A 17,521-nucleotide genomic window follows, 5' to 3' on the forward strand; every position below is an offset into this window, starting at 1 on the left:
AAAACAAAGATTGTTTTTACCTTAGGGTCTGATGAAGCGACCTGTCCGTATCTTATCCATTATTTTCTTTATCATAGTCATCTTTACCGTGTTGTTGGAGGTACTAGCCAAGATCGTATTTCATGATCGTATCTCTCATGAGATAGAGCGTATCATTGATGAGACTTTAGAGTCTGAACTGACTTTTTCGGATGTCAACATTTCCACGATTCGCAATTTCCCAACCGCAACTATTATTATTGATTCGGTACTTATACGAGAGCAAGGGTATGACATCTTGCGGGCTGACAAGATTCTTCTGCGTATGAACCCTTTTGATCTGCTCAAGGATGATTTTATTTTCAATACAGTAGAAATTATTGGGGCAAAGTTTCAGGCTCCCGTTGATTCAACAGGGCAAAAATTCATGATTAAGGGTAAAGCCAAACCAGACAAAGCCAGCAGAACTTTACATGTTCATGTCCCAAACATTTTGATTCGTGATGCTGAAATATCCATTTACAATGATTTCAAAAAAAACAGAATCAAAATATCTGTAAGTCGAGGTGTGTTCAAGATGATTTCATCCAACGATTTGATTTCTTTTGAAGGAAATGCCAAAGCGGTATTGGATACTATGATCAACAAGGGGAGTCTGGTAGCAACGGATGTGAAGATAGCTGCTCAAGACGCCTCTTTTAGGTTTGGGCAGGTGGATCAACGAAACCTATTTGATGGGATACTCAAAATAGAAGATGCGCATGTCAAGGTAACCGGTGTATTGAAACCCACAGGTAATGGCAACATCATGGATATCACGCTAGAGGGAGATGAGTCTGATTTAAACAACTACCTGACTATCTTACCTCAACTCAAGCAAGTTAAACTAGTACAAATTAATCCCGATGCACGGTTGAGTTTTAAAATGAAGGTAGCAGGATATGTGAATCCAATTAATTATCCATTTATTGATGTGAGTTTTGATCTATCCAATGCTGCTTTTGAGCGTGAAGGATCAAGGTACAAAGTGCATAATGTTAATCTTAAAGGGAGCTATTCCAATGGCTCAGATAAATCGCCAGAAAGTAGCTCACTAGTGATCGAATCAGGAACGGCACGTATCGATAGTAGTTTTGTAGTGTTGCATGGTAGCTATACTAATTTTGCAGACCCATACATTGATTTGGATTTGGAATCAAATCTAGATTTGACCGAGTTGGATGAACTCCTTGATTTGCCTTATTTTGAGCATCTAAAGGGTAAAGTGAAAGTGAAGTTAGCCTTGGAGGGCAAGCTATCGGATCATGCTAAGCTTGGTCAGATAGAGAACAGGAGATTTAATGGAAGAATTGAGTTTATGGGTGTGACAGGCACTTTAGACTCGCTAGGTATTAAACTATCGAATCTTAATGGCTGGATTGATATCAAAAATGAAAATATACAGTTTAGCAAGATCAGTGGAAATCTCAATCAGTCGCTGTTTACCTTCAGTGGATCGGTACTCAACTTTGTACCACTGATAGACTCATCTAGTAGTAAGAGAACAGTTGCTGAACTGAAGATAGATCTTCAAGAATTTTCGATCCCTAAGAGCACAAAGAAAAATGGGACACAGACCAGTCATGATTATACGTTTGATTATTCCTTTTTCCCCAAAAAGTTAGATTTGGTTTTAAACTTCAAATCTCACAAAATTGGGATTGGGGATATTCATATCGAAAAAGTAAAAATGGGTGCTCACTTGAATCGGGATTCTGTTTTGCTCAAGTCGATTGAGTTTTATTTTGAGAATGGGAAAATTATGGCAGAAGGAAAAAGTAGATTCAAAGAAGGGAAGGGCGTCGAAAATGTATTGGATTTGGACATAGATTTCAAATACATGAATGTCAATGACCTGATAAATAAATTGACAAAAAATTCGACTTCAAAAAACAGGATGAGTATGCCTGATAACTTGATCGTACATACAAAGATCAAAGTAGACCAATTGGATTTTGACCACAATACATTTACCAATGTTGATGTACTCGGTAGGTATGCATATGATACGATCCAGCTCAAAAGAGCAAATTTGGATTTTGCTCTCGGACAAATCAAATCTCATGCTCAGATAGTCGCAATCAACACGCTGCCCGATATAGTAGGAGATGTTGCAGTGACACTTGTGGATTGCGAGATAGATTCATTGAAGGCTTTCTACAGATCTTTTATCATGCACAGTGATAGTAGCAGGTCAAAAGGTAGAAAAAAAGAAAAGGCCTCTCCTTATTTCTTGCGAGACATCAATCTACACGTAAACTCACCGAGTATTAGTCATCATCAGCTCAAACTGGAAGACTTTGATGCGAGGCTGGTATTGAATGACAAAAACCTAGACTTGACAGAGGCCAGCTTCAAAATTTTTGATGGACAATTGAACCTTAGTGCCTTGATCGAGCGCAATGATAGCCTCAATGTAAATACGATTGTCTATCTGACCGCAAGAAATGTGAGCGCAGGAGATGTAGCAGATGCTCTGCCCGAAGAGAACCAAAAACTTCTCAATAGCAAAAATCTACAAGGTAGTGTCAATATTGATGGGATGCTACTACTCACCTATGATCAAAATCTGATTCATCAAGACAAAGACTTTTTGGGAAAGATCAAGATTGAATTTAATGAGGGCAAACTTATACAGTTCAAGCCTGTGACCGAGCCTCTCAAGTTTTTGAATGATAAGGTGACAGATACCATCTATGTCACCAACAAGGATTTCAGTATATTGTTTCATAATGATGAAGTCATTGTACCTAAGACCATTTTTTCATCAAATATTACAGATATTGAATTTTTGGGATATCATAACAAAGAGATCAGTTTTGGGTTTGATCTCAAAGTCAGTATTAGTGACTTTTTGTTTAAATCGCAGAAGAAAAAACGGGCAGCTGTAGATGATAAAAAGGCAACTGTAAGAGGGATCAATTACTATTTAAGTGCTCGGACGGTGAACGATGAGATGGAAATCAAATCGCTCAAACGCAAGGAATACGACTGGCAATACAAGCTACTGCATGAGCGCTATCGTCAAGTTAATTTTATGATGGATCAACGGCTAGACTCTGCAGGACATAGTTCTTCTGTCAATACAGCGCCATGACCATATTCAATAGGCTCTCAGGATTGTCAATGCACATGGTTATAAATCCCTAGGTACTTCGTCTTCTTTGAGCACCTTGCCATTGGACGTCACAGCTGATACACTAAAAAATCCCAACACCACGGTCTCGGAGTTTTCATTGGCAGGTTGGATATTGCCATAGACATTGCTCAACGGCCCTGCGAATAGGGCTCCAAATCCACCTGGTATATTGGTTTGGCTCAGTACCAAATTGAGGTATTCGAATGTCTCGTTGGTGATGGAGTGTATTTCAACATACAACGAGTCTCCATCACTGTATGGTGATTGAATATCATCATCTTCATTATCAAATGGATTGACAGCATCTCTGATGGGTTGAATGAAAATCAAGTCATCGATGGCACTGCCTGCACTAAATCCTGCATCATAGGCAATGTTGAGCTGTTCTGGTTTGCTTAGGTACTCCCCATTTTTGAAAGCTTTGATCCAATAAGTGTCCCCTACTCCTAGCAGATCTTTGGACCAAAACTCTCCTAGAAATAAAGTTTCATTCTGACCAAAGGCATCAAATTCTTCATATCTGAAGGTAACACTATCTACTGTAGGTACTCTGTTCATATGAGAGTAGGATACAAAAGTCTCACCATAAGCAGTGACGGTCAACGTGAAATCATCACCTACTGTCCCAAATCCAGTCGGGGTAGTATAGACCCCTTCACCCTGATGGGTAAATACGACTTGCGTATTGCCAGTACCATAGGTCACATTGACCGTGGCATCTGTCACTCCGACTATTCGAGTTTCATCAAAGTAAGGCTGGGTCTGAGAAATCACGATTTTCTGCTCAGATGCTTGATTGTTGATGAAGGCATCTACAACCAACAATGGCTCCTTGTCTTCCAACGTTGGGTAAATCTGGTCGTCACAAGAGATCAGACCCAAAGAGAAAATGAGGAGGCTATATATGATATTATTTTTCATGAATTTAGAATCTGAAGTTGTAGGAAATAGAAGGTATATAGTTGCCAATGATTGAGACCTGACGAGCCTCAGTCTGGGCAAGTTGTCCACTAGATGTTTCGGCATCCTCTTGCGTAAAGTAGATAGAGAATGGATTTCTACGAGAATAGACATTGTAGACAGAGATGACCAATTCGCTGTGATACCTTTTGTTTGGCACCAATTTGCCCAGCTCTATTGTAGTTGCTAGATCAAGACGGTGGTAGTTGGGGATTCGGATGTTGTTTCGTTCATTGTCATTGTTGTGAGGTACGACAAATGAATCTTGAATAACATACTTAGAGTTAGGATAGGTAGTTGGGGTTCCTGAGATGAAAGTGAAATTACCTGAGAAAGTAATTCTTTCGTTGAGGTCAAAGAATGCTGCTACCTTAAAATTGTGTCGCTGATCATATCTAGTAGGGTACCAATTGTCATTGTTGATACCATCGACTTGCAACTCTGTTTTGGCTAGGGTATAACTGACCCATCCTGAGACTCTGCCTGTGTTCTTTTTGACCATTAGTTCCAACCCATAGGCTCTTCCTTTTCCACTCAAGAGATCACCTTCGATGTATTCGTTGATCAAAAGGTCAGCGCCATCGATGTAATCTAGTTGGTTGAATGTCTTGCGGTAATAGGTTTCTGCCGAGACCTCTACATTGTTTTGTGGACCAAAATTCCTGAACCATCCAATTGCCACTTGATGACCGATTTGAGGTTTGATGTTGTTGCTACTAGGTGTCCAAACATCTAAGGGATTGGACGCAGTGGTATTGGATATTAAATGAACATATTGAGTGGTTTTGTTATAACTGGCCTTGATGCTATTTTTTTTATCAATCTCATATTTGGCCGATAGACGAGGCTCCCAGTTGTTGTAATTCTGGATCAGATCACCTTTTTCATGATAGGAGGTACTCAGTGTATCTCTGCGAGTACCTGGTTCGGCATCTGCATATTCATAGGATGTACCAGGGCCAATCAGCGAAAAGTTGGAAAATCTTACGCCATATTCGACTTGGAGGGCATTGCCAATCTTTTGGTTATTGGATAGATAAAGAGCAGATTCTATCGCAAATTTTTTGTCCAAACTGATATCAATTACTTCTCCATCACTGGAGACTTTGGCAGAGGCGGGTTTGAACTCCTGCAAAGCGACATCTCCCCCGAATGCCAATTCATTGTTAGGATTGATGAAGAAAGTAAACTCTGGCTTGAAGTCATAAGTCTTGATTCTTGAATTCCAGTCAAACTGATCATTTTCGTCTTCGCCAAACGCCAACACATAATCATAGTCACTAAAGAAAGTAGTGAAGTTAGAGAAGAGACGCTTACCAAAAATGTGATTCCATCGTACCGTTGCAGTCTTATTTCCCCAGCTGAAACCTTGCTGCTTGTCAAACATAAAATTGTCTCGACCTAGGTATCCAGAAGCAAAGACACGGTTGTTTTCGTTGATATTGTAGTTGGCTTTGGCCGTGATATCGTAGAAGTTGAGTGCGGCACCACCATCCAGCACATCTGTAAAAGGTCTCGCCAAAACATCAATGTAGGATCTTCTCGCCGCAACGATGAACGAAGCTTTGTCCTTCACAATCGGGCCTTCTAGAGCCAATCGGCTAAATATGGTACCTATTCCTCCCTGACCTTCAAATTTTTTGTTGTTTCCTTCTTTCATTCGGATATCCAGTACAGAAGAGATTCTGCCTCCATAGCGCGCAGGAATACCTCCTTTGATCAGGTTTACATCTTTGACAGCATCTGGATTGAATACGGAGAAAAAGCCCAGCAAATGAGAAGAATTGTAGACGGGTGCTTCGTCCAGCAGTACCATATTTTGTCCCACACTACCACCACGTACATTGAATCCTGAGGCTCCTTCTCCTACAGTCGACACACCGGGCACGAGTTGCAAACTACGGATCACGTCAGCCTCTCCCATGAACGAGGGGATTTTGGTGATCGTTTGTATATCCAACTTGTTGCTACTCATTTGCATGCCAGATACATTGGCATCTGCCTCTGCATTGATCACGACTTCTTCTAGCTGTTCGCCACCAGAGGTGAGCTCCACATCCACGCGCTGATCTCCTTGGGTCAGATCTACTTGCTGCGTAGTGACATCATAGCCGATGTAGCGCATTTCGATCTCATACTTTTGGGCTGGTAGCGTCAGGGAGTAAAAGCCGTACACATTGGTGACGACTCCTTTGGAGGTACCTTTGACCAACACTGTGGCACCAATCAGTGTTTCGCCGTTGCTGGCGTCACGCACATAGCCACTGATGGCATATTCTTGAGCATACGTGAGCAAAGACCATGCAGTGAGCAGGGGAATCAGTAATAGTTTTTTCATTCTATAGGTAGAATTAGATTGATAGTCTTGAGTTTTATTGAATAGTACTTTGGTCAGTTGTTCTTGACGAGGTAGATCAAGGGCTGTTTCATGATATGCTTTACTTCGCAAAGATGCATTTTGTTGCTCATTGGTTGCATTTTTTTTGTTAAAACCTGCGTTCAATTTATAAGCTAGGCTCCTGTGCTACCATTGGGCAAAATAAAATCACCTTTGATAAAAAACACAAAAAGGCCCTCGAAGGGGTGTTCAAAATCGAATTCAGGTTTACAGTCACTTTTTGACTGTATCGATAGGTTTCTGCTTAGAGCTCCCTTGGTATCCAATTTGCGGATGCTAAATTATGATAGGATGAATGAAATTGTAGGAAAATAACGTTAGATTAGAATGGTGTAGCACATAGTCACTTGACTTACTTTTGCAGCTTCAACCTGAATTTTGATTTTAGATCGAGAAGAATGACCCAACAATTAGAACATGCGGAGATGCTCTCCATGGAAGAATTTGGAATTTTGTGTTTTACCAATTCCTATTACCTAGATGATGAGCTGAACAACAAGATACAAGTGGTTCTGACATCTAAGCCAACCTATTTTTGGATCCCTGTGTTGTCTCACCTGATTCGATCTACGGATTTGACCAATGAGGATATCAAAGTATTCATCGAGCTGTCTCTCAACTCGCTGATGTCCAAAAACGAAGTGCGTTGGAACAATCGGGCATTAGGTATTGAAGGCATGCTGGCGACACTAGAGTCTGTGCTATTTTATACCTCCAGAATCAAATTTAACAATCCCGTATTGGAGCATCAGAGTTTGGTAGGCTCGTTCATCGATGAGATTTTAGAAAGATTGGAAAACCATGGTTTGATCGAAGATCACAACATCGAAATGCTCAATGGCTCTCCCAGCGTCATGATGGGTTTGATGCCACTGGGATTCACCAAAAGAACCCGTTTGGGAGAAGAGATTTACTTAAAATTTGTCAGCAAATTTAGGAAGATGGAATTGCAGAAGGAAATAAAGGGCTCACCCTCTGAGTACCACTATCGCCTCAACGACCTCTGGGAGATTTTCAAGAAAAGTCTCTTTACCATGGAAGAGACCTTTGGCCCCACCAAAAAGTCAAAAAAGTAATGGCAGGCTGTGTCACAGGCAAAAATTGCTACCACAGCTTGTATGAAGCAGAGCAGGCGTTGATTGAAAATCGCATCCGTTTTCATCACAGTGATAACTCGGGACCTCAAAATGTCTACCTCTGTGATGATTGCGGAACGTATCATTTTACCTCCCGTGGCCCTATGAATCAAACCTTGGCGGATAACTTGGACAGCATCAAAACCCAGCGCATCGCTAGAGACTGGGAACAAAAACTCAGGTAAATGCCTCCCTTAAAATAGTGATTTTGTGAAGATTAGGCAGCAAGATCGGTAAATCACTAGGGCAAATCACCAAAAATGAATAATTTGAAAAAATGAATGAGTTTTTGGACAAGCATGGCTACAGGATTTACCAAGGAGATTCATTTGTAATGATCCGCCACCATAGCCGAAATGTAGGTTGTGTTCATGCTATTTTCGTTTCTGTCATCCTGGCTTTGGTGTTGATTTCTTTCTTTTTATTCTTCTTTACAGGGTCATATACGATTGCCATCATTACGATACTCACCACTGTCACCTATTTGTTTGAATTGGATCGAAGAAGAAAACAAGTACCGATGCTATTCTTAGATTATCAACAACGAAAATTTGAAATCAAGAAGGGAAAAAAGCAAGAGAGCTATCTTTTTGACCAAGTACTGAATGTCGTAGCTACCTCAGAGCATATCGGAGGGTATGCGTCATCACACAGGAGCTCCACCGAAGAATACAAACGAGAAATCAATGTCCTATTCAAAGACGGATTTGTCTTGACCGCTTTTTCCTTCATCTCAGATTTTGAGAAACCTGAGCGCGAAGTAAATGCCTTGGTTAGTTGGTTGGAGCGAAGTACCAGAGTTTCTTTGGCAAGAGTTTAATATTTTGATAACACCACTATTCGCAACATTCGCTGAGTATTGCCGTATTTAGCATCAGAAAATAATGGTCATGCCATTATCAAAGTCACAGCGGCTGTGGCCAAGCATAGAGCAGACAGTCGCGAACGAGGTTTTACCAACAGGACACCTCAATGCAGCTGGATTTTATCCGGCTATTTTTTTTTCTGCCTTTCTAAGCTAGAATTAGCCTTATCTTTGCCGTTCACAAATCATTACAAGGTGACAACATTTTCAGAATTGGGTATCTCACATGCCCTGATCAAAGGACTCAAGGAATTAGGAATCATCACTCCCTCGGAGATTCAGGTGGCTACTATTCCTACATTGGTGTCTATGCAAACTGATTTCATAGGACAGGCACAGACAGGTACAGGTAAGACAGCAGCTTTTGGTTTGCCGATCTTGTCCAATATTGACGCGCAAGATCAACATGTGCAGGCACTGATTCTTTCGCCTACGAGGGAGCTGTGTCAGCAGATAGCCAAGCAGCTCTTCAAATTCACCAAATACTCCGACAAGGTGTTTGTAGAGGCAGTATTTGGAGGAGCCAAGATCGACGAACAAATCAGCCGTCTCAGACGTCCTACGCAAGTGATCGTTGCTACCCCAGGTCGGTTGGTTGATCTATTAGAAAAAGGAGCTGTCAACCTCAAACATGTCAAAACTGTCGTACTCGACGAGGCAGACGAGATGTTGAGCATGGGATTCAAAAAGGAACTGAACAAAATCTTGGACGAAACGGCTGGTGATCGCAATATCTGGCTTTTCTCAGCGACTATGTCTGCACCTGTGAAGCAAATCATCAATACCTATTTGTCTCAAAATGCAAAAAAGGTAGAGTTTAAAAAGAAGAGCTTGGTCAACGAGAGCATCGAACATCAATATGTCATCTGCGGTGCACAGCAGAAACTAGAGGTGTTGTTGGCGTTTCTCAAAGCACAAAGAAAGAATCGTGGGTTGATATTTTGCAATACCAAGGCTGCTGCACAAACACTCGCCAAGCAGCTGATAGCCAAGAATATTTCGTCCGCGGCACTTGAGGGAGACATGAAGCAGAAGGAGCGAGACAAAGTCCTCCGTGCGTTCCAAAATGAATCTGTTCAGATATTGGTGTCTACTGACGTAGCAGCCAGAGGAATAGACGTCAGAGATCTGACCTATGTCGTGCACTACCAGGTCTCTCAGGATTTGGAATATTACATCCATAGAGCTGGGCGTACGGGTCGTGCAGGACAAAAGGGACTCTCACTATGCCTGATCGAAGAACGTGAAGAGAAAACAATTCGATTCCTAGAGAAGGAATTGAAAATCAAAATGAAGGAGATCAAGGACTGATTGATTCACGCGGGTATTGATGTATAAACCCATGGTGTTTTGTGAGCCACAGACCACGGTGGCAGCTGAGACAGCTCAGTCTCCTTGGTCTGTGGCTCACAAACCAACTACCAAAGTGGAAAATTATACTATGAACAATTAGCATCTTGTACATTCAGCATGTCTTAGATTATAGACTCTCCATTGAGGTCTGTGGTCAGTATCTCGCTCATGTAATCCAAAAAGGGTCTCATGTTTTTGAATTGCTCTGCCATGATTTGAGCAAAGTTTTCACTCAAGGATTCTTTGTTGGCAAAGGTGTGCCGAACCAGAAATTGCTTGTATCTGAGCAGGTCTATGGCTGGATCCTCTGGATCAAATCCCCGAGGGTAAGTCTTGAGCTGTTCCCCTTCCAAACTACCAAAATTTGTCTTGAATGATTGGGAATTTAAAATGTCCCTGAGTACGTCTGGATCTTGCTGGATCTGCTTGCGGATGTGAAGTAAATCTTGCGTGCTGGGATTCCAAAAACCACCAATGATAGATGTATGATTGGGCTCCAGATGGTAATAATAGCCTCCTCTCAGTGCGGCAGTTGCCCTGCGAAACCCTCCACCAAAATATGTGCTGTAAGGTGTCTTGTCTTTAGAAAAGCGGACATCTCGATAGATACGATGCAGGCTTTTTTTGCCGTTTGGTGTTTCAATATGATCACTACTAGATAGGGCATGATGGAGCTGCTCGGCGAAAGCTATGACAATATGGTGGGCTGACTGGTAGGTCGTTTTATGCTCGTTGAACCACTCTCGGTTGTTGTTGTGTTGGAGTTGGGATAAAAATTCAAAAGGCTGCTGGAGTGACAAATGGCTCATATATAATATCGATCAATGCTGAAATCTACTGGTATGTATCATCTTGCAATGATACGTGAGAATGTGGCTTTGGGTGGTTGATTGTTGGCAAAGGGAAGAAGTTTTTTCCAGATGAATGAAGCAATCCGAAACTCTGAATCATCACAAGCGTATATTTGTTGCAACATGATTGAAGCAAAATGGAGATAAGCAAAGAAATCAAGACGAATTTTCTGAACAACAAAAATATGGCGATGGTCAATTTGATGTACACAGCCAATTGGTTCAGAGATCTCAACAAAAACATCCTCAAAAAATACAATCTCCTACCCCAACACTACAATGTGCTGAGAATTGTCAAAGGTAAATACCCAGATGCCAGCTGCCCTAGCGACATCAAAAGTGTGATGCTGGACAAAGGGCCGGACATCACCAGATTGATAGATAAGTTGGTCAGCATGGGTTACATCGAGAGATGTCTCAACCAAAGCAACCGCCGCAGCATGGACATTCGCATCAGCGACAAAGGAACACATGTACTCAAGGAAATGACCCAACTCATGGAGGCAGTACGAGATCAGCACTTTGGCCTGTCCGAAGAGGAGGCACTTACCTTGAGCCAGCTTCTTGACAAGGCGCGTCTATGATGCCCAATCACTAGGATTTTTGTCGATATAGGAATCTGGCTGTTTGGTTAAGTCTCCAAATCATGGTCAACCGTCTGCTTCCACTAATCTAGCTCAACCACCACATGAATCATGATATTTAGCATTACTTTAGAGCCATGTTACTAGATACAAGCAAATTGGGCAATTGGCCATTTCATCCTAAGAAATGGCCGTTTTTTTACGGCTGGATGATCATCATCAGTGGAACCATAGGTGTCACGATGAGTATTCCTGGTCAGACGATGGGTGTATCTACATTCACTGACAGCCTGCTGGATGTGATGGGCATGAGCAGGAATCAACTCAGCTTTGCCTAAATGTGTGGCACGATTTTGAGTGCCTCGATGCTGACATGGGTCGGAAGGCAGTATGATAGATATGGAGCGCGTCCAGTTGCTTTGTTGGCTACCATTGGATTGGGGATTGTGTTGATATATCTCAGTCAGGTGGACAGGATTCAGGCCGTGATTGGTGCAGATTCCACCTCTATGGTGGTCAATTTTCTGATCATGTTTTTTGGCTTTTTTACTTTGAGATTTTCTGGACAGGGGGCTTTGACGCTGGTGTCTAGAAATATGATGATGAAGTGGTTTGAGAAGCGTCGTGGTTTTGCGATGGGTTTTAGCAATGTGACTACCTCTTTGACATTTGCCTCAGCACCCGTTTTTTTTGAGTATTTGATTCAGCGCTATGATTGGAATGGTGCTTGGATGATTTTGGCGGTGATCACTGGCTTGGTTTTTCCCTTTTACATCCTGACTTTCTTTCGTGATGATCCAGAAAAAAGTGGAATCAGACCTGATGGCGACTTTGTGGAATCTGCACAGAGCAAAGCGAACCGTTTTCCAGTCGTAAAGGACTTTAGTCTGTCAGAAGCACAGAAAACCATAGGTTTTTGGGTGTTTTCTATGATGCTGGCAATGCAAGCTTTGTATTGGACAGGCTTGACTTTCAACATCGTTTCGTTGTTTGAGCATGCGGGATACGACAGAGAAACTGCCGTATCTGCCCTCATCCGTGATTGCCATCACCGTAACCTTGGCTGTGAGTAGTTGGAGTGATTATATCCGACTCAAATATTTGCTTTACATGATGGGAACAGGTTCATGTTTGGCTTTGATTGGGATGATCTATTTGGGTCAATTGTCTCTCGATGTGTGGCTGTTGGGTACGGTAGATATTCTGTTTTGCCTGATGATTTTGGGCAATGGCATCATGATGGGACTGTACAGTGTGATTCTTTCGGTCACATGGCCGAGATTTTTTGGCAAGACACATTTGGGTGCGATCTCAGGTCGTGCCATTACTTTTGTGGTGTTTGGTAGTGCGATTGGTCCGATTTTGTTTAGCGAATCGCTGTCTCTTTTTGGTGATTATTATTGGGCAGGATGGTGTTGTTTTGCGCTCTTTTTTGGGTTGACGATAGCTTCCATCTGGGCCAACAATCCTCAAGAGAAATTAAGAAAAACGAATTTATAAAGGCCTGTAGCATTTAGTTTGCCCTCACTACATGTGTTTTGGATTGAGGAGTATGATCGTACATTCGAAAACTTAAAAGGATAGAGACAAACAAAATCAAACTCAGTACGAATTTTATTGTTTTCTTCATTTGATAGTGATTCAAAAAAGATGCGCAAAGTTGATCTGTTTGTCAATCTGGGTCAATACTCATTAGTAGGTAATTTTAGGGAGATTTAATTGTCAGACTAGAGTAGGTTTGATATTTTTGGAATCACCTGTCTTTTAACCTGAATTATGCAATTCAGGATTTAATAGTTGTTGACAAATGGTCAGTTGTATTATTACCAAAGATTTGATCCTTGTCCATAAACTCCCAGACATGCCAATGCATGTTCTGGTTTTGAAGATGCCCCGAGAGAAAGTATAAACTAGGGTTAGAATGAAAATAATCATACTGGATGATCATGTGCTATTTGCGGCAGGCATGGTCAAAATTCTGAGTGAAAAAATTGACGACTGTGAAATTGTTTGCTATCAGACTGTGGCTGATTTGTATCAGGCAAAGCTAGATTTCACCATCTTTGATTTGTTCATCAGTGACATTGAGATTCCCCAAGAAAATGTATTCGAACTCTTCCAACACCTGAGACAGATAGTACCTTCTCTACCTGTTCTTGTCATCTCGATGCACAACAAACTGTCGGTACTACGCAAGTGTCAAGAGTTGGGCATAGAAGGTTATTTACTGAAAGAAGATCAGAACATCATAGAAGCTGTCCGTGCGGTCACCTATGGGCAATCCTATTACTCAATGAAGGCGATGCAGACCCTGTCTTCATTGAATGAAAAGGATAAGCTGTTGTCCCCTAGGGAAGAAGAAATTATAACCCAAGTCACAGAAGGGAAGAGCAATGAAGAGATAGCTAACCAACTCTTCGTCAGTGTCAACACCATCAAAACACATAGAAGAAACATCAATAGAAAATTGGGCGTCAACAATACTGGAGAGCTCATCAAGTATTATATGGAACACTACCTCAGATGATGAAGTTTTTGATCCCACTTTTTTTAATTTTTTCACTTCCTACTTTTGGTCAGACAGTGAGTGAGGTAATATCAAACAAAGGACAATTGAACCTCAATCCATATGGCTATCATATCAAAGATACCGACGGCAATCTCAAGTTTGAAGAGGTTGTCAAAGAGGATTGGCAAGAGCTAGAGGGAGCGGGCACTTTTTCTAGCAATCTGTCCATCCATTGGCTCAAATACGAGATTTACAATGATACTGAAGCAGATTTCTCGGGATATTATTACATTCCCTATCATCACATCCATCAATTGGATATTTATCAGACAACGACCGATGGTGTTGTTCTCTGGGAGACAGGTACGATGCGGTCGTTTCGTGACAAGTCGATTCACCATATGGGCTATCCGATGCCTGCTCATGTTTCAGCTCATGATACCCTAAAAATCTATGTAAGAGCAGATCACGTTTACAAACCTTTGCGTATTTCTTCCTTTTTGATGACAGTCAGCAAAATGAACCAAGTCACCACTAGTAGTCTTCAGTTTGTTTGGTTTTGGCGTGGGGTATTTGTCATTACCTCACTTATTTCGTTGATATTATATTTCTTCATCCGACAGAGACTATTTCTTTATTATTTCTTACTCAATGTCGGGCTGTCCTTATTTATAGGGTCACACATAGGAGACATTTTTCTTTTCATGGATAGAGATACGATTGGTTTGGGTACGCTGGTGGATTATACGGGAGCACTCATGATCAACACTATGCTACCTGTTTTTCTTAACACGCTGACACCAGTCAAAAGTCGCAACCCATGGATTTGGAAGGTCATAACTCTTATCATTATGGGGATGATCCTCTTGTGGATTGTCAACTGTTTTCCTGCCATACGTTTTTCTATTTTTACCTATTACACGCATTTTTATTTCATGATAGGTAGCATGATAGTTTTTATACTACAGCCTGTTATGTTGGTGCGATGTGTACGCTTTGGGGATGAAAATGCCAAGCCACTCATTTTCATCTATAGCCTATTCATTTTCTCTGCCTTTTTAGATGTAATCCTACCCAATCTGAATTTAGTACAGGATGACCCATTTGTATATCAGTCCGTCTTTGTTGGTTCATTTATAGAGATGTTCAGTTTTATGTTTATCATGGGCAGAGTGACGTTGCAGATATATGATGATAGATCACTGTTGCTACTGAGACAAAAAAATCACCAAAGAGAGATGATGCTATCTATTGTCAATAGCCAGGAAGAGGAACGGAATAAAGTGGGCAGAGAGCTCCATGACATGATAGGGGCTAATTTGGCCATGATCAAGCACAATTTAGAACCTGACAATACAGGACTTCAGAAACTCCTCCATGACAGTATCGAGTCGGTGCGTCATCTCAGTCATGGTCTGATGACCCCACGGATGAAGGAAAATGAGTTGATTGATGAAATCAAACAACTCATTCAGCTGGCAAGGAGTGAAAAACTAGACGCTCAAGTGCTTGTCTATCAGTTTCCTGATGTGAAGAGTGAAGAGCAAGCCACCCATATATATCGTATCTGTCAGGAGCTGATCCAAAATGGACTCAAGCATAGCCATGCGACTAGCATGTATTTGCAATTGGTCGGTTTGGAAGAAGGAGCCTTTAGTTTGATCTATGAAGACAATGGGGTTGGCTTTGATTACCAATCTGTCAGTAAAGATGGCAAAGGCCTCAGCAACATCAAACACCGCGTAGCACTCATACATGGCACGATGGAAGTAGAAGCTATGCAAGCTGGGACAACCATACTGATTGAAGCCCAAACCATTTGAATTTTTAGAATGAATCACTACCTTGGGGGTACACAAGGCATCCATTGTCTATCAGGTAAGTGACCAACCTTTTCTATTGAACAATAGACACTCCGATAAGTCATGAAAGCAGCACATATTTGGGTATTTGCGCTCATAATACTTCTTACTTCCTTTGACCATCCACGTAGAATCTCTGTGACCGAAAAAGTCAGAAGAGGTATTCAAATCTACACAGGATATACGGACGATGTCTTATGAGTTTGTCCGTCATGAGCGCATTAGAGGCAAAATGATGAAGAGCATTGCATTCATCAAAATGCAAAAGAAGCCACAACGCATTTATTTTCGTGAAAACTTCCCAAACAATGGACTGGAAGTGCTTTTTCCTCATCCTGAAGACGAAACCAAAGCCTTGGTCAATCCCAATGGTTTTCCCTATATGAATGTCAAGCTGGATCCTCGTGGAGACATCATGACCAAAAACCAACACTATACCCTGCTGGATGTGGGCTATGATGGTGTGGTGTCCGTGGTAGAATACTTATTCTATAAGTACAAAAATGACTTAGAAAAACTCGTGGAGTATCATGGTATCACCCTAGTGGACGGACATACCTGTGACCTAATCATCATGCAGAACCCCACCTTCCGCTATGTCAATTATCCTGTGGCTAAAGGAGAGACGATCTCTAGTATTGCCAAAAAATACCGTTTGAGTGAGTACATGATCAAAGAGAAAAACAGAGAGTTGTATTTGGACGATTTGACGCCAGGGACTTTTATCAAATTGCCCACGGCATACTCAGCTAAGATGGCACTTTATATAGACGTGGATAGAAGAATTCCACTACGCATTGACATCTATGATGACCAAGGCCTGTACGAAAAGTATGAGTTTAGAAATGTAGTGTTGAACCCCACTTTCTCAGACAAAGAATTCTTGGATACCTACAAGGATTATCATTTCAACTAAAAGGTCTCCAATTCGCTATCTCTGCCACAAAGCTCTGTAGTACACCTGGCTCCATGATCACACTAAACACCAGACCGAAGATAGCACCATAGATATGGGCGTCATGGTTGACATTGTCGGACATGTTTTTGCCTTTCATGTAGGAATAGATCAGGTAGAGCACCCCTAGGATAAATCCCGGAATACAAATAAAGCCATACAAACAGATGTCGTTGGTCGGGAAGAAGAGGATGCTGCTAAAGACCATCGCGGACACGCCACCAGAGGCACCTAGCGAGTTGTATCGTGGATTGCCTCGGTGCTTGAACAGGGACGGCAGATCCGAAAGAATGATTGCCAAGATATAAAACCCGATAAAGTAGAAAATCCCAGCCTCACCCTTGAGGGCGATGAAGATGCGCTCCACCAATCTCCCGAAAAAGAAGAAGGTAAACATGTTGAAACCCAGATGTGTCCAGTTGGAGTGGACAAATCCTGAGCTGATCAAGCGATACCATTGTTTGTCCTCAGTTATTCTGACGGGATTCATCATCAGCTTGTATTGCATCGAGGTATTTTGGAACGAATAGTAGCTGATAGCTACCGTGATGATGATGAGAACGAGGGTAATGGACATAGTTGTTTGCTTATATTTTTGTGCCTTGGAACATGAAAATGGATCGGACGGATTGTTCTTTGAGCGGGATCAGTTTTTTTCTATCCTCGTCCATTTTGAACTGGTCAAAGTCGGATTGAGAGTCAAATGACACGATGTGAATTTCGTAGGGTTTTTCCTCTTCGCCCGCAATGAAGGCTGTCTGGTCAGGACGGATTCTCTGGATCAGTTTGCCATTGTATTTTTCCATCAACGGAATGGCAAAGGATTCAAATTCATGAAAAACTTCTTCTTGCCCCTCTTGGATATAGATGAGTTGTGTGATGTATATCATG

The 17,521-nt window shown here is 41.6% G+C and carries 18 protein-coding genes; 13 read left to right on the plus strand and 5 right to left on the minus strand.

The genetic code is table 11. The features are described from left to right. Window positions 1–31: 31 nt before the first annotated feature. Window positions 32–3,115, plus strand: coding sequence for a YdbH domain-containing protein (locus N6H18_RS06045; RefSeq protein ID WP_262310942.1), 3,084 nt, complete (start codon window positions 32–34; stop codon window positions 3,113–3,115). Between the two features lie 39 nt (window positions 3,116–3,154). Here N6H18_RS06045 and N6H18_RS06050 read toward each other — a convergent pair whose 3' ends face one another. Both N6H18_RS06050 and N6H18_RS06055 read right to left on the minus strand, forming a co-directional pair. After that, window positions 3,155–4,078, minus strand: coding sequence for a DUF4249 domain-containing protein (locus N6H18_RS06050; RefSeq protein ID WP_262310943.1), 924 nt, complete (start codon window positions 4,076–4,078; stop codon window positions 3,155–3,157). 4 nt (window positions 4,079–4,082) lie between these two features. Beyond that, the gene (locus N6H18_RS06055) at window positions 4,083–6,455 is read right to left on the minus strand and encodes a TonB-dependent receptor (RefSeq protein ID WP_262310944.1); all 2,373 of its coding nucleotides are present in this window, start codon (window positions 6,453–6,455) and stop codon (window positions 4,083–4,085) included. Between the two features lie 458 nt (window positions 6,456–6,913). Here N6H18_RS06055 and N6H18_RS06060 point away from each other — a divergent pair, with 458 nt between their 5' ends. The 4 genes from N6H18_RS06060 to N6H18_RS06075 all read left to right on the plus strand — a co-directional run bounded on the left by N6H18_RS06060 (window position 6,914) and on the right by N6H18_RS06075 (window position 9,827). Next, window positions 6,914–7,591: a hypothetical protein gene (locus N6H18_RS06060; protein WP_262310945.1), complete on the plus strand. Its 678-nt coding sequence runs from the start codon at window positions 6,914–6,916 to the stop codon at window positions 7,589–7,591. Continuing rightward, window positions 7,591–7,836: a hypothetical protein gene (locus N6H18_RS06065; RefSeq protein ID WP_262310946.1), complete on the plus strand. Its 246-nt coding sequence runs from the start codon at window positions 7,591–7,593 to the stop codon at window positions 7,834–7,836. The genes N6H18_RS06060 and N6H18_RS06065 overlap by 1 nt, the downstream gene beginning before the upstream one ends. A gap of 92 nt (window positions 7,837–7,928) precedes the next feature. After that, window positions 7,929–8,471 carry a hypothetical protein gene (locus N6H18_RS06070; protein ID WP_262310947.1) on the plus strand — a complete coding sequence of 181 codons (543 nt, stop codon included), beginning with the start codon at window positions 7,929–7,931 and terminating at the stop codon, window positions 8,469–8,471. Window positions 8,472–8,711: 240 nt separating this feature from the next. Further along, the gene (locus N6H18_RS06075) at window positions 8,712–9,827 is read left to right on the plus strand and encodes a DEAD/DEAH box helicase (protein ID WP_262310948.1); all 1,116 of its coding nucleotides are present in this window, start codon (window positions 8,712–8,714) and stop codon (window positions 9,825–9,827) included. A 164-nt stretch (window positions 9,828–9,991) separates the two neighbouring features. Here the strand turns inward: N6H18_RS06075 and N6H18_RS06080 are convergent, their stop codons facing one another. Next, entirely contained in the window at window positions 9,992–10,678 is a 687-nt protein-coding gene (locus tag N6H18_RS06080; protein WP_262310949.1) for a DUF2461 domain-containing protein, read from the minus strand. A 179-nt stretch (window positions 10,679–10,857) separates the two neighbouring features. On the opposite strand from N6H18_RS06080, the gene N6H18_RS06085 reads away from it, so the two are divergent. The 8 genes from N6H18_RS06085 to N6H18_RS06120 all read left to right on the plus strand — a co-directional run bounded on the left by N6H18_RS06085 (window position 10,858) and on the right by N6H18_RS06120 (window position 16,591). Beyond that, complete coding sequence (locus N6H18_RS06085; RefSeq protein ID WP_262310950.1) at window positions 10,858–11,304, plus strand: MarR family winged helix-turn-helix transcriptional regulator; 447 nt, start codon at window positions 10,858–10,860, stop codon at window positions 11,302–11,304. Between the two features lie 137 nt (window positions 11,305–11,441). Next, window positions 11,442–11,642, plus strand: coding sequence for a hypothetical protein (locus tag N6H18_RS06090; RefSeq protein ID WP_262310951.1), 201 nt, complete (start codon window positions 11,442–11,444; stop codon window positions 11,640–11,642). Beyond that, on the plus strand, window positions 11,643–12,377 hold the full coding sequence (locus N6H18_RS06095; RefSeq protein ID WP_262310952.1) for an MFS transporter: 735 nt from the start codon (window positions 11,643–11,645) through the stop codon (window positions 12,375–12,377). After that, window positions 12,301–12,804 carry an MFS transporter gene (locus tag N6H18_RS06100; protein ID WP_262310953.1) on the plus strand — a complete coding sequence of 168 codons (504 nt, stop codon included), beginning with the start codon at window positions 12,301–12,303 and terminating at the stop codon, window positions 12,802–12,804. Before N6H18_RS06095 ends, N6H18_RS06100 begins: the two co-directional genes overlap by 77 nt. A 421-nt stretch (window positions 12,805–13,225) precedes the next feature. After that, window positions 13,226–13,831, plus strand: coding sequence for a response regulator transcription factor (locus tag N6H18_RS06105; RefSeq protein ID WP_262310954.1), 606 nt, complete (start codon window positions 13,226–13,228; stop codon window positions 13,829–13,831). Continuing rightward, the gene (locus N6H18_RS06110; RefSeq protein WP_262310955.1) at window positions 13,828–15,636 is read left to right on the plus strand and encodes a sensor histidine kinase; all 1,809 of its coding nucleotides are present in this window, start codon (window positions 13,828–13,830) and stop codon (window positions 15,634–15,636) included. Before N6H18_RS06105 ends, N6H18_RS06110 begins: the two co-directional genes overlap by 4 nt. Before the next feature lie 102 nt (window positions 15,637–15,738). Further along, a complete protein-coding gene (locus N6H18_RS06115; protein WP_262310956.1) occupies window positions 15,739–15,876 on the plus strand; it encodes a hypothetical protein in 138 nt (45 codons plus the stop codon). 31 nt (window positions 15,877–15,907) lie between these two features. Then, complete coding sequence (locus N6H18_RS06120; RefSeq protein ID WP_262310957.1) at window positions 15,908–16,591, plus strand: DUF1571 domain-containing protein; 684 nt, start codon at window positions 15,908–15,910, stop codon at window positions 16,589–16,591. On the opposite strand, the gene N6H18_RS06125 is transcribed toward N6H18_RS06120, so the two are convergent. Further along, window positions 16,584–17,207 carry a rhomboid family intramembrane serine protease gene (locus tag N6H18_RS06125; RefSeq protein WP_262310958.1) on the minus strand — a complete coding sequence of 208 codons (624 nt, stop codon included), beginning with the start codon at window positions 17,205–17,207 and terminating at the stop codon, window positions 16,584–16,586. The two genes, N6H18_RS06120 and N6H18_RS06125, sit on opposite strands and share 8 nt — an antisense overlap. A gap of 10 nt (window positions 17,208–17,217) precedes the next feature. After that, on the minus strand, window positions 17,218–17,520 hold the full coding sequence (locus N6H18_RS06130) for a DUF1330 domain-containing protein (protein ID WP_262310959.1): 303 nt from the start codon (window positions 17,518–17,520) through the stop codon (window positions 17,218–17,220). Window position 17,521: the final 1 nt, after the last annotated feature.

It is taken from the genome of Reichenbachiella agarivorans, assembly GCF_025502585.1.
GTDB lineage: Bacteria > Bacteroidota > Bacteroidia > Cytophagales > Cyclobacteriaceae > Reichenbachiella > Reichenbachiella agarivorans.